At 72.1% G+C, this 12,528-nt stretch carries 13 protein-coding genes; 7 read left to right on the forward strand and 6 right to left on the reverse strand.

The genetic code is table 11. The annotated features are described in order from the left end of the window. Positions 1-56: 56 nt before the first annotated feature. Both ACFVN5_RS01035 and ACFVN5_RS01040 read right to left on the reverse strand, forming a co-directional pair. Positions 57-1,160 (reverse strand): serine hydrolase domain-containing protein, encoded by a 1,104-nt coding sequence (locus ACFVN5_RS01035; RefSeq protein WP_376952776.1) that lies wholly within the window; start codon positions 1,158-1,160, stop codon positions 57-59. A gap of 6 nt (positions 1,161-1,166) precedes the next feature. Next, positions 1,167-2,270, reverse strand: a complete 1,104-nt coding sequence (locus tag ACFVN5_RS01040; RefSeq protein ID WP_376952777.1) for a serine hydrolase domain-containing protein — start codon at positions 2,268-2,270, stop codon at positions 1,167-1,169. Positions 2,271-2,395: 125 nt separating this feature from the next. On the opposite strand from ACFVN5_RS01040, the gene ACFVN5_RS01045 reads away from it, so the two are divergent. After that, positions 2,396-3,502: a DNA glycosylase AlkZ-like family protein gene (locus tag ACFVN5_RS01045; RefSeq protein WP_376952778.1), complete on the forward strand. Its 1,107-nt coding sequence runs from the start codon at positions 2,396-2,398 to the stop codon at positions 3,500-3,502. A gap of 30 nt (positions 3,503-3,532) precedes the next feature. Here ACFVN5_RS01045 and ACFVN5_RS01050 read toward each other — a convergent pair whose 3' ends face one another. The 3 genes from ACFVN5_RS01050 to ACFVN5_RS01060 all read right to left on the reverse strand — a co-directional run bounded on the left by ACFVN5_RS01050 (position 3,533) and on the right by ACFVN5_RS01060 (position 6,268). Beyond that, positions 3,533-4,726: a fumarylacetoacetate hydrolase family protein gene (locus ACFVN5_RS01050; RefSeq protein WP_376952779.1), complete on the reverse strand. Its 1,194-nt coding sequence runs from the start codon at positions 4,724-4,726 to the stop codon at positions 3,533-3,535. 100 nt (positions 4,727-4,826) lie between these two features. Beyond that, entirely contained in the window at positions 4,827-5,363 is a 537-nt protein-coding gene (locus ACFVN5_RS01055) for a hypothetical protein (RefSeq protein ID WP_376952780.1), read from the reverse strand. Beyond that, on the reverse strand, positions 5,360-6,268 hold the full coding sequence (locus ACFVN5_RS01060) for an LssY C-terminal domain-containing protein (RefSeq protein ID WP_376952781.1): 909 nt from the start codon (positions 6,266-6,268) through the stop codon (positions 5,360-5,362). Before ACFVN5_RS01060 ends, ACFVN5_RS01055 begins: the two co-directional genes overlap by 4 nt. A 57-nt stretch (positions 6,269-6,325) precedes the next feature. Between ACFVN5_RS01060 and ACFVN5_RS01065 the strand changes: the two genes are divergently transcribed. The 6 genes from ACFVN5_RS01065 to ACFVN5_RS01090 all read left to right on the forward strand — a co-directional run bounded on the left by ACFVN5_RS01065 (position 6,326) and on the right by ACFVN5_RS01090 (position 11,992). After that, positions 6,326-7,537 carry a cysteine desulfurase-like protein gene (locus ACFVN5_RS01065; protein WP_376952782.1) on the forward strand — a complete coding sequence of 404 codons (1,212 nt, stop codon included), beginning with the start codon at positions 6,326-6,328 and terminating at the stop codon, positions 7,535-7,537. A gap of 46 nt (positions 7,538-7,583) precedes the next feature. Continuing rightward, a complete protein-coding gene (locus ACFVN5_RS01070; RefSeq protein ID WP_376952783.1) occupies positions 7,584-8,357 on the forward strand; it encodes an isocitrate lyase/phosphoenolpyruvate mutase family protein in 774 nt (257 codons plus the stop codon). Between the two features lie 140 nt (positions 8,358-8,497). Further along, the gene (locus ACFVN5_RS01075; protein ID WP_376952784.1) at positions 8,498-9,442 is read left to right on the forward strand and encodes an ABC transporter ATP-binding protein; all 945 of its coding nucleotides are present in this window, start codon (positions 8,498-8,500) and stop codon (positions 9,440-9,442) included. Then, the gene (locus ACFVN5_RS01080; RefSeq protein WP_376952785.1) at positions 9,439-10,266 is read left to right on the forward strand and encodes an ABC transporter permease; all 828 of its coding nucleotides are present in this window, start codon (positions 9,439-9,441) and stop codon (positions 10,264-10,266) included. Before ACFVN5_RS01075 ends, ACFVN5_RS01080 begins: the two co-directional genes overlap by 4 nt. Continuing rightward, a complete protein-coding gene (locus ACFVN5_RS01085) occupies positions 10,245-11,417 on the forward strand; it encodes a winged helix DNA-binding domain-containing protein (protein WP_376952786.1) in 1,173 nt (390 codons plus the stop codon). The genes ACFVN5_RS01080 and ACFVN5_RS01085 overlap by 22 nt, the downstream gene beginning before the upstream one ends. A gap of 194 nt (positions 11,418-11,611) precedes the next feature. Next, a complete protein-coding gene (locus tag ACFVN5_RS01090) occupies positions 11,612-11,992 on the forward strand; it encodes a DUF1304 domain-containing protein (RefSeq protein WP_376952787.1) in 381 nt (126 codons plus the stop codon). Between the two features lie 6 nt (positions 11,993-11,998). Here the strand turns inward: ACFVN5_RS01090 and ACFVN5_RS01095 are convergent, their stop codons facing one another. Beyond that, the gene (locus ACFVN5_RS01095; protein WP_376952788.1) at positions 11,999-12,379 is read right to left on the reverse strand and encodes a hypothetical protein; all 381 of its coding nucleotides are present in this window, start codon (positions 12,377-12,379) and stop codon (positions 11,999-12,001) included. Positions 12,380-12,528 lie beyond the last annotated feature (149 nt).

Consider the following 12,528-nt stretch of genomic DNA (forward strand, 5'->3'; position numbering starts at 1 on the left):
GAGCGGATGGGCGCGGGCCGTGCCGATCCGCCGGATGCCTGCTCGCGGCCTGTCCCTCAGCCATCGGCGAACGCATTCAGGTAGCGCAGCGCATACTCCGAGACATCGGTGTCGGAGTTCACCAACACGATGGACGCATGACCGGCATCGCGGTCGATCAACAGGGCGGCCGAGAAGCCGTTCGTGAAGCCCAGCGTGTACGTGATGGTGCGTGCCGGCTCCTCCTGCACCTCCCAGAGGTAGCCGACGCTCGTGGGCCACTGGCCACCGGTCTCCGAGGCGGGATCTATCGCCGCGCTGTCGCTCATGGCGCCGTCGAGCACTGCCTCCGCCAGCGCGATCAGGTCGGGCAGGGTCGCGGTGACGCCGAGTGCCGGGCCGTAGGCGCCGACGACGGTCGGCTCGACTTCCGCCCCATCGACGTAGTGTCCACCTGCGTGCTCACTCGGCACCTCGTCGTCGGTTTCGACCACGATCGCGCCCTCCATTCCGAGCGGGCTCAGCACGCGCTCCTGCAGCAGGGACTCGTAGTCCGTGCGGGCCGCTGCGGCGAGCGCGTGGCCCAGCAGGGCGGCGCCGAACTCGCTGTACAGCGATTGGCCGGGATCCGTCACGGTCTCGAGTCGCGCCAGCTCGATCAACTGGTCGAGGGTGTACGAGAACGGATTGCCGTGCGTGGCGGCTGCCTCGTCGATCGCCGCTTCCGTCGCGGCATCCGTGGGGTGGCGCGGGAGCCCGCTCGAGTGGGTCGCGAGCGATCGCAGCGTCACGCCCGAGGCCGGCGTGTCGCCGAGCGGCAGGTAGGCGCCGAGCGGGTCGTCGGGGGCGACCTCCCCACGCTCGACCGCGATCGCGAACAGCTCGCCCGTCAGCGCCATGCTGATGTTGCCGATCTCGTAGACCGTCGTCTCGTCGGCCTCGACGAAGATCGCCTCGGTGCCGTCGCCATCGATCACGGCGACGGCCGCGCGTTCCCACGGCTGATCGAAGGTCGTCCGGACGTCGCGCTCCAGACCCGATTCCGCGTCGGTCGCGGCGGCTGACGACTCGGCAACCGGATCGGCCGGCGACGCGAAGCAGCCTGCCAACGCGAGCATCCCGGCCACCAGCACACCGGCGGTCGCGATGCGACGGAATCGATCAGTGCCGAACGTGCCCATGCGCCCTCAGTCCTCCGCGTAGCGGACCAGGTACCGCAGCGCTGGCTCGATCGGATCCGTGATCTGGTTCACCAGCAGGATCGAGGCGGTCCCGGCCTCGCGGTCGATGAGCAGCGCGCTCGAGAATCCGCCCGTCTGGCCCTCGTGGACGGTGAGGACGCGGGCCGGTCCGTCCTCGATCCACCAGAAGTAGCCGAACTGCCAGTTCTTGTTCCAGCCGGGCGCGATCGGCTCGAGCGCCGCACTGTCGCTCAATGGCCCGTCGAGCACGGCCTGTGCGTAGGTCACGAGGTCGTCGAGCGTCGCGTCGATTCCGCCAGCCGGGCTGTAGGCACCGATCGCCCACGCCTCCACGGGTCGGCCGTCCTGCCGGTGACCGCCGGCATGCATCCCGGGAACGTCGTCGGGCGCCTGGACCAGGACGGCGTCGTCCAAGCCGACCGGGTCGAGGAACCGCTCCTGCAGCAGGGTGTCGTAATCGGTCCCTGCGGCTGCGGCGAGCGCCTGCCCGAGGAGCGCGGCGGCGAAGTTGCTGTAGACCGGCTCGTCGGACGGCGTAAGGGTCTCCGTCCGCGCGAGCGCCAGCAACTCATCGAGGGAGTACTCGAAGGGATTCGCGCCGCTGACCTCCGCCTCCGTGAGCGCCGCGGTCGTCACAGGATCGGTGGGGTCGGTGGGAAGACCGCTCGAGTGCGTGGCGAGCGAGCGGAGCGTGACGCCGGCGGCGGGGGCGTCACCCAGCGGCAGGTGGTCGCCGAGCCGGTCGTCGAGGGTCACTTCGCCGCGATCGATCGCCTCGGCGAGCAGTTGACCGGTCATCGTCTTCGTGATGGAGCCGATCTCGAAGACGGTCTCCTCGTCGGCCCCGACGAACGCCCGCTCGACGCCGTCCTCGTTGATGACGGCGGCCGCCGCCTCCCGCCACTCGAAGCCGTCGTATTGGGTGCGCACGTCGCGCTCGAACTCCGATTCGGCGTCGGAGGCCGGGGGCGAGGACTGGGCGACGGGTTCGGCCGGCGACGCGACGCAGCCCGTGAGCGCGAACGCCCCCGCCACCAGCACCGCGGCTGCCGCGGTGCGCCGGATCCGATCGGCACGAGACGTGCCCATGCGCCGGATGCTACTCCCGCACCCCGTAGGCCCGTCAGCACGCGAACGAGTGACATCGTGCGGCCCGGGCCGCCAGCGTTCGGATGCCGCGGAGAGCGACGGTCGTCGTCGGTAACATCGCCCGCATGGTCGTCGAGCTGACCCTCGAGCAGGCGCGACGCATCGCCGTGCGCGCGCAGGCGCTCGAGGCGAAACGTCCGGCGGGCGTGCTCGACGCCATCGATCGACTCACGTTCGTGAAGGTCGATCCCGTGTCGGCCGTCGCACCCAGCGCCGACGTCGTGCTCTGGAGCCGGCTCGGCGAGGCCTACGACCCCGCCGACGTGACCGCAGGACTGGAGGTCGACCGCACGCTGTTCGAGCTGGACCTCATGGTCCGGCCGATGGACGACCTGCGCCTCTTCCGCCCGATGATGCGCCGCTGGCCGAAGCACGAGCGCACGCGGAACTGGATCGAGGCGAACGACGCGTTCCGCCGCGACATCCTCGTGCGGCTGAACGGCTCGGGCCCGCTGCCCGCGACCGAGATCCCCGACACCGCGGCCGTGCCGTGGTCGTCGACGGGATGGACGAACGACCGCAACGTCACGATCATGCTCGAGTGCCTCATGATGCGCGGGGACCTCGCGATGTCGGCCCGTCGCGACGGGCAGCGACTGTGGGATCTCGCCGAGCGCGTCTACCCCGAGGTGCCCGAGCTCGAGGCATCCGACGCGTACGTGCAGCGGAACGAGCGACGGCTCGCGTCCCTCGGCATCCTGCGCGAGCGCAAGGCGGGCGGATCTCCGGCCGAGCCCATCGACACGCGCGGCATCGGCGAGCCGGCGCACGTCGAGGGCCTCCGCGGCACCTGGCGGGTCGATCCCGGCGCACTCGAGCACGTCGACGAGCCGCTCGCCGAGCGCACCGCGCTGCTCTCGCCGCTCGATCGGCTCGTGTTCGACCGCAAGCGGCTCGAGGAGCTCTTCGGCTACGAGTACGTGCTCGAGATGTACAAGCCGCGCGACCAGCGCAGATGGGGGTACTGGGCGATGCCGATCCTGCACGGCGACCGGCTCATCGGCAAGGTCGACGCGACCGCCGACCGGGCCGCCGGGATGCTGCGGGTCGACGCGATCCACGAGGACGAGCCGTTCACTCGTGACCTCGTCGAGGCGGTGTTCGAGGAGCTCGACTCGCTGGCCGGATGGCTCGGGCTGGAGGTCGGCGGCCGGGCGGTGGGACTCGCGTGAGCGCGGCATGCGCTCGCGGCATCCGCCCGCTCAGGTCAGCAGCCCCCTGGCGGCGAGGTTCCGGTACAGCGCGTCGATGCCGAACGTCCACGGTGCCGCGGCCTCGCTCGACCGGACACGGTTGACCAGCGTGCCGAGCCTCGGCTCCGAGATGCGCACGAGGTCGCCGTCGTGGTGGGTGAAGCCGCGGCCGGGCGCGTCGCGGTCGTCGACGGGCGCGAACATCGTGCCGAGGTAGAGCACGAACCCGTCGGGGTACTGGTGGTGCGCACCGATCACGTGTCGCGCCAGGTCGGCGGGATCGCGGCTGATCCGGGCGAGCTCGCTGACCCCCTCGAGACGGAAGCCGTCATCCCCCTCGATCTCGAGTCGCACGACGGACTCGCGGAGCGCATCGAGGTCGTAGGACTCGTCGAAGAGCCGGACGAACGGCCCGACGGCCGCGGACGCGTTGTTGTCCTTCGCCTGGCCGAGCAGCAGCGCGCTGCGCCCTTCGATGTCGCGCAGGTTCACGTCGTTGCCGAGCGTCGCGCCGACGATGCGGCCATCGGATGCCACGACGAGCACGACCTCGGGCTCGGGATTGTTCCACTCCGACACCGAGTGCACGCCGACGTCGACGTGCGCACCTACCGTGGAGAGCACGGGCGCCTTCGTGAACACCTCCGCGTCGGGACCGATCCCGACCTCGAGGTACTGGCTCCACCAGCCGCGATCGACGAGGAACGCCTTGAGCTGGGCCGCCTCGGGGGACCCGGGTCGCAGCGCGTCGAGCGACCCGCCGATCGTCGCACCGATCTCCTCGCGGATCGCGGCCGCCGCATCCTGGTCGCCGCGGGCGCGCTCCTCGATCACGCGCTCGAGCATCGAGACCGGGAACGTCACGCCCGCCGCCTTCACGACGTGCAGGTCGATGGGCGACAGGAGCCAGGGCCGGTCGGGCCGCCGCAGCTCGGGCGGCGTGTTCGCCGCGAGCTCGTCGAGCGAGCCGAGCACCGGGCCGTCGGCCGCGCGCACCGCGGCCGACGGATCCGGGTGCTCGGTGAGGCTCCGCATGGTCGGGAACGTCGCCGACACGTCGACCACGCCGGACTCCCGCACGACGACGACGCTCGGGCCTGCGGCATCCGGCACCCACGCACGCCCCACGAGCGTGCCGGCGGAGCCGTCGACGGGCAGGAGCTCGGCTCCCGCCGGCCACGCGGTGGTCGAGGGCGTCGTCATCGTCGTCTCCGTTCGTCGGGTCGAGTCTGCCAGACATCCGATCAATCAGAGTCCCTGCACCGAAGATCACAGCCGACCGGCCCGCCTGAGCGCGAAATGGTCAGGCCGACGCCGTCGCCCGAGCCAGCCGCCGATCATTGCGCCGGGCGTAGTCGCGTGCGGCGCGGCTCGAGAGCGCCAGCATGATGAGGATGTCGAGCGCGAGGGTGAACAGCGTCTGGTCGAGCGCGATGTTCTGGTCGCCGGCCCACCAGGCCGCGAACACGCCGGTGATGCTCAGCGTCGAGAACACCATCACGACGATGCGCGGCCAGTTGAAGCCCAGGTAGATCAGCACCGCCATGACGAGGTCGAACAGCAGCAGCACGCCGCCGAACGCGAGGACGAACCACAGCGCGGCGCCCACAGCCGGGTCGTCGGGGTCGATCGGCACCTCCACGAACTGCTCGGCGATGAGGTCGTTCCACTGCGCGGCGAGCGCGATCAGCCAGGCGATGCCCGCGAGCACGCGCAGCAGCACGAGCGCGGCGCCCATGGTCGTGGGGACCGGTCGACGCATCCGCGGGTCGCGAGGCCCGGCCTGCGCGAGCTCCGACGCCGGCTCGAAGGCCGGTCGCTTGGTCGTGTCGCGGCTCACGGGGCGCCCCCGGCGACGGATGCCTCGGCGGGCTCGCCCACGCCAGCGGCATCCATCACCCCGACCTCGCGGAGGTCGATGACGGGCAGGTCGCCGTCGGTGCGGATCGTGTCGCCGCCGCCGTTGCGCGAGTGGTAGCCCGACGAGAAGTCCTTCAGCACGGTGACCGCGACGGCCGGATCCGCCGCGCCGAGCGTGGCCATGATGTGGTCGCGTTCGACGTCGGTGTCGGCGTCGATCTTGTGCGTCACCTGCAGCGTGAACAGCGAGAGGCCGACGGCCCGGTCGAACGTTCCGGCGGCGAGCCAGTCGACGCGCGCGCCTCCGGGAAGGAGCCAGCCATCGGGGCACCGCCAGAAGCGCACGTGGTGGCGCTTGGCGGGATTGCCCTCGACCTCCTGCTGGAACGCGTAGTCCTGCTTGCGCCCGAACAGGAAGAGCGGGCTGACGGGAGCCTCGTCGTAGCTGCGCCGCGTGATCGTGGACATGACGATGCGCCAACTCGACCTCAGGGTCACGTCGTCGGCGCGCGTCCACTTCGCCGCGTCCATCGCGGCCAGCAGTTGCGCGTCGTCCCCGAGCAGCGCGAGGTTCACGGGGTCGCCGAGCAGCCCGTCGCTCGTGCGCGTGCGGCCCATGAAGTAGTCGGGCACGTAGATCGTCGTGAGGATCCGGTGGATGCGCGGCAGCACGAGGTAGGCGAGCACGAGCCAGAACGCGAGGAAGACGAGGATGCCCCACCAGCCGAACGCGAACGACTCGCTGAGCAGCAGGTAGGCGAGCCACAGCGACGCGAGCCCGGCGAACACGAAGAAGAAGCCGTCGAGCATCGCGTTGAACGAGAACCGACGCCGCCGCGCCGGTTCGACCGTCGCGCCGTTCCCCTCGGCGCCCGCCCCGCCCATGCCTGCATCGTAGCCCCAGTCGGGGCGTGAGCCGGGGGTCGTCGTAGGCTCTCGCTCATGGCCTACGACGTCGCGCGCATCCGATCCATGTTCCCGTCGCTCGAGAGCGGCTGGGCTCACTTCGACGGGCCGGGCGGCACCCAGACACCGCGGCCGGTGGGCGACGCCGTGGCATCCGTGCTCACCGGGCCGCTCTCGAACCGCGGCACCGTGGGCGAGTCCGAGGAGCGCGCCGAGGCCGCCGTGCACGGCTTCCGGCTCGCGATGGCCGACCTGCTCGACGCGCACCCCCGCGGCATCGTGCACGGTCGCAGCGCGACCCAGCTGATCTACGACTTCTCGCGGAACCTCGCGCGCGACTGGCGCGAGGGCGACGAGGTGATCGTCACCCGGCTCGACCATGACGCGAACGTGCGGCCGTGGGTGCAGGCGGCCGACCACCGCGGCGCCACCGTGCGCTGGGCGGAGTTCGACCCGGCCACGGGCGAGCTGCCGACGGATGCCGTCGCCTCCCTGCTCTCGGATCGGACGCGTGCGGTCGCCGTCACGGGCGCCTCGAACCTGATCGGGACGATGCCCGACATCCCCGCGATCGCCGCGGCAGCACATCAGGCGGGCGCGCTCGTGTTCGTCGACGGCGTGCACCTGACCGCGCACGAGCTGCCCGACGTGGAGGAGTTCGGCGCGGACTTCTTCGTGTGCTCGCCGTACAAGTTCCTCGGGCCGCACTGCGGCGTGCTCGCGGCGCGCCCCGAGCTGCTCGAGGGCATCATGCCCGACAAGCTGCTGCCCGCCACGAACGTCGTGCCCGAGCGGTTCGAGTACGGCACGCTGCCGTACGAGCTGCTCGCGGGCGTCACCGCCGCGGTCGACGTGCTCGCGGGCCTCGACCCCGAGGCCGCCGAGGCGGCGGAGTCGCGGCGGGAACGCCTGGCGGCGTCGTACGCGTCGCTGCACGAGCACGAGGAGATCCTGCGGGCACGGCTCGAGGCCGGCCTGCGCGAGCTGCCCGGCGTCGACATCCGCTCGCGCGCGGGGCGGCGGACGCCCACCCTGCTCGTCACGTTCGAGGGCCGCGCGGCATCCGAGGTCACCAGCTCGCTCGCGGCGGGGAAGGTGCTCGCACCCTCCGGCAACTTCTACGCGCTCGAGGTGTCGCGGCACCTCGGACTCGGCGACGAGGGCGGGCTGCGCATGGGCCTCGCCCCGTATACCGACGAGTCCGACGTCGACCGGCTGCTCGAGGGGCTCGCCGGCGCGCTGCGCTGACGGCGCCGACGGCGCCGTCGTCGGAGGCGCCGCCTAGGCTATGCGGATGACCCTCGCCGACACCGCCCGAGAACTCCGCCGACTGCACGCCGACCCCGAGTTGCTGCAGGTCGTCAACGTCTGGGACGTGGCGACCGCAAGGGCCGTCGCCGCGCTGCCGGGCACGCGCGCGATCGCGACCGCGAGCCACTCGATCGCGGCCGCGTTCGGGTATCCGGACGGCGAGCAGATCCCGGTCGACCTGATGCTCGACATGGCCGGGCGCATCGCGCGGGCGGTGGACGTGCCCGTGACCGCCGACCTCGAGGCGGGGTACGGCGACGCGGGCGAGACGATCCGCCGCGCCGTCGGCGAGGGCATCGTCGGCGCCAACCTCGAGGACGAGCTCAAGCCGATCGCCGAGTCCGTCGCCGCGGTCGAGGCCGCCATCGCCGCCGCGGAGGCGGAGGGCGTGCCGTTCGCGCTCAACGCGCGCACCGACGCGTTCGTGCACGGACGCGATCGCGGACGCGACGCATGGATCGCCGACGCGGTCGAGCGCGGGCGCGCCTACCTCGACGCGGGCGCGACCACGGTGTTCGTGCCCGGGAACTTCGGCGAGGACGTCGTCGTCGAGCTCGTCGCCGGACTCGGCGAGCAGCGGGTGAGCCTCATCGGGCTGCCCGACATCCCCGCGCCCGCGCGCCTGCAGGAGCTCGGCGTCGCCCGCGTGTCGTACGGACCCCTCCCGCAGCGCGTCGTGCTCGCCGAGCTGCAGGACCTCGCGAGCTACCTCTACGACGGCGGCACCCTGCCGCTCGCACCCCGTCCGCGAGGCTGAGGCCCGCGGCATCCGCCCGCTGTTCGGGCCCGATTCGACCGGTCGCTCGCGCCACACTCGCCCGCTCGGCGGAGGCGACCTTCGGGTCTCCGCCGCGCGACGGATGCCCCGCGCCCGCGACCCTCGCTAGGGTGGCGATCATGGCGGCGGGTATCCCCATCGAGGTCACGGGGCTCAGCAAACGATTCGGACCGGTGACCGCGGTCGACGATCTCAGCTTCACGGTTCGACCGGGGCGGGTCACCGGGTTCCTCGGACCCAACGGGGCCGGCAAGACCACCACCCTGCGGGTGCTGCTCGGCCTGGTGCGTGCGAGCTCCGGCACGGCGACGTTCGGCGGCACCCGCTACCGCGACCTGCCCCGCCCGCTCGAGACGGTGGGTGCGGCGCTCGATGCGAACTTCCACCCCGGACGGACGGCGAAGCAGCACCTCGCCGTCTACGCGACCGCCGCCGGCATCCCGAAGTCGCGCGTGCCGGCCGTGCTCACGATGGTCGGGCTCTCGGAGTTCGCCGGCCGGCGCGTCGGCGGGTTCTCGCTCGGCATGCGCCAGCGCCTGTCGCTCGCGTACACGCTGCTCGGCGACCCGGGCGTGCTCGTGCTCGACGAGCCGATCAACGGGCTCGACCCCGAGGGCATCAAGTGGATCCGCGGCTTCCTGCAGAGCCTCGCCAAGGAGGGGCGCACGGTGCTCGTGAGCTCGCACCTGCTCAGCGAGGTGCAGCAGAGCGTCGACGACGTCGTGATCATCTCGCGCGGCCGGCTCGTGCGCAGCGGGCCGCTCTCGACCCTCCAGATCGGCGCCGCGCCGCGCACCGTCGTCGAGTCGCCCGACCTGCTCCGTCTCGCCGCCGCGCTCGACCAGGCCGGCCTCGAGTACGCGGAGGAGGGCGCCGGGTTCCTCGTTGAGGAGCCGGATCCGGGCCGGGTCGGGCACGCCGCGTTCGTCGGCGGCGTCGAGCTCAGCGGCCTGCGCCAAGTGGCGGAAGGGCTGGAGGACTCGTTCCTCTCGCTCGTCGGCGACGGCGGGAGCGAGGGCACGCCCGACATCGAACCCGTGCGCGTCGGCGGAGAGGAGCGATGACCGTGTTCCGTTCGATCGCCGCCGAGTTCCAGAAGGTCTTCACCACGCGCATGTGGTGGCTGCTCGCGATCCTGCTCGTCGTGTACGTCCTGTTCCTCGCGGGCGGCTTCGGCGCCTTCCTCGGGTGGGCCGTCGAGAACCCCGACGCCGCGGAGAACGTGGGCAACACGCAGCTGCCGCCCGGCATCCAGCTCGGCCCGCTGCTCTACAGCTTCGCCTCGTCGATCGGCTACGTCTTCCCGGTGCTGCTCGGTGCGCTCGCCGTCACGGGCGAGTTCCGGCACAAGACGCTGACGCCCACGTTCCTCGCCGTGCCGCACCGCTCGGTCGTGCTCGGCTCGAAGTACGTGTCGGAGCTCGTGCTCGGCGCGGGCCTCGGCGTCATCGCGTTCGCCACCTCGGTCGCCGGCGGGGCCGCGGCCCTCTCGGCGTTCGGCCTCGAGACGGGCCTCGACGATTCCGACACGTGGGCGCTCATCGGCCGCGGCGTGCTCGCGATGGCGCTCTGGGCCACGATCGGCGTCGGGCTCGGAGCGCTCGTGCCCAACCAGGTCGCCGCGATCGTGATCGTGCTGGCGTTCACGCAGTTCGTCGAGCCGATCCTCCGGCTCGGGGCATCCCTCAACGACGTGACCGCGCAGATCGGGCAGTACCTGCCGGGCGCGGCGAGCGACGCGCTCGTCGGCGCCTCGTTCTACACGATCGCCTCGGTCGGGTCGTCGGAGACGCTCGACTGGTGGCAGGGCGGCCTCGTGCTCCTCGCGATCGGCGCCGTCGCGACGATCATCGGCGGCGCGACCACGTGGCGGCGGGACGTGACCTGACGGTGGACCTCGCCGAGCTGCGGACGCTCCGGCTCCGTGTCCAGGGACTCCGGGCGCCGTTCGACGCCTCGGGCCCCGAGGTCGTGCGCCGGTTCGCGGCCGTGCAGGCGCAGGAGTTCCTGCCCGCGCAGTGGGGGCTCGCGGCTCGGGTTCCCGATGAGCGGCGTCCGGATGCCGCGACCCTCGCCGCGTCGCTCGACGACGGTGAGATCCTCCGCACGCACGTGCTCCGGCCCACGTGGCACTTCCTGCACCCCGACGATGCGCGCTGGATCATGGAGGTCTCGGCCGAGCGGGTCTACGGCGCAAGCCGCACCTACATCCGCCGCACCGGACTCGAGGGCGAGACGGGCGCTCGCGGCCTCGCGATCGTGGCCGCCTCGCTCGACGGCGGGCATCGCACCCGCGCCGAACTGAGCACGGCCCTCGAGGCGGGCGGCATGCCCCTCACCGGCCTCGCGTTCACGTACCTGCTCATGCTCGCCGAGTTGGAGCGCGTCGCGATCAGCGGTGCGAACGCCGGCAAGCAGCGCACGTACGCCGCGTTCGACGAGCGGGTGCCGGCGTCGGCGCCGCGGCCGCGCGAGGAGGCGCTGGCCGAGCTCGCCGCGCGGTTCATCGCGTCGCGGGGTCCGGTGACCGAGCGCGACTTCGCCGCGTGGTCGGGCTTCACGCTCGGCGACGCGCGTCGCGCGTTCGCCGACGCGGCCGATCCGCAGGGCCTGGGCGGCGGACGCGTCGAGGAGCTCGACGTCGACGGTGCGGTGCACGTGGTCGACGCGGCATCCGTGGCCTCGCTGGAACCGGTCGAGCCGGTGTCGGATGCCGCGGAGCGCGGGCCCGTCGTCGACCTGCTGCAGGCGTACGACGAGTACATCATGGGCTACGCGCCCCCGCGCTCGTACCTGCTGCCGTCCGGTCGCTCGGACCCCGTGCACCCCGAGTTCCCGCTGCACGCCCTCGTGATCGACGGCACCATGGCCGGGCGCTGGGCCCCGGTCGTCGAGGCGAAGCGCGCCCGGGTGCGGATCGTGCCGTGGCGCGAGTTCACGCGTGCCGAAGAGCGCGGGCTCGCGGCATCCGTCGCCGAGGTCGAGCGGTTCCTCGGGCTGCCGGTCACGGTCGAGCGCGAGCCGATCCCGTCCCTCTGACCCCCCGGACCCGCGCTGGCAAGCGTTGGGTCAGACCTTCCCCAGGCCTCATGTCGGATCCGCCTCACATGAGGCGGACTTCACACGTGCGATCGGGGAACGCGACGGCGTGCGAGAACATCCCGCGGGTTGAGGAGGCGCGCAGCGCCGTCTCGAAACCCGCACGCGCGGCACGCGCCCGCTACGATCGCGCCATGGCCGTCATCGCGAGCATCTTCGTCGCCCTCGCCGCGCTGCTGCACGGCTACATCTTCCTCATGGAGAGCGTGTGGTGGACGCGCCCCTCGACGTGGAAGCGCTTCGGCGTCGCCGACCAGGCGGCCGCCGACACGACGAAGCCGATGGCCTACAACCAGGGCTTCTACAACCTGTTCCTCGGCATCGGCGCGACGCTCGGCCTCGTGCTCTACTGGGCGGGCGCCATCGCGCCCGGCAAGACGCTCGTCCTGTTCACGATGGCCTGCATGGTGCTCGCCGCCGCCGTGCTCACGACGACCGGGCGGGGCTACATCCGGCCGGCGCTCATCCAGGGCACGCTGCCGCTCATCGGCTTCGTGCTGTTCGTCTTCGCCTGACGCGCCTCAGTCGCGCGGCGAGTCGGCCTCGGTCGGGGGCTCGGAGAGCTTCAGCTTGTCGATCAGGTTCGCCGACTGGTTCGTGCTCAGGATGATGCGGGTGAACTCGCCCGCGGCGAGCTCGAGCACGACCGCCTGCCGCTTGCCCTTGATGATCACGAAGTCGGTGCCGCCGTGGTACTTCCACACGCCGACCGCCACGACGAGCGGGATCTCGGTCCCCCGTCGACGGATGCCGCGGATCCACACCCAGGGATCGTCGGTGATGGTCGCCGACCGGATGTCGTCGCGCTGCACCACCAGGTCGTCCGAGCGCAGCGCGAGCGTCTTCTCGGCCGGAGTGAGGTGGACCTCGATCCGGTCGCTGTGCACGCGAAGCTGGGCCATGCTTCCATCCTGCCCGAGGCGGCCGACGCGCGCCGTGTCGCCACCCCACAAAGGCGTAACGGTTTCGCTGGCAAGGAGCCTCCGGTGGTCGAGTAGCGCCCGGCGAAGCCGGACGCGTATCGAGACCTGCGTCGGCGTCTCGATACGCG

The organism is Agromyces sp. NPDC057865 (assembly GCF_042796995.1).
Lineage (GTDB): Bacteria > Actinomycetota > Actinomycetes > Actinomycetales > Microbacteriaceae > Agromyces.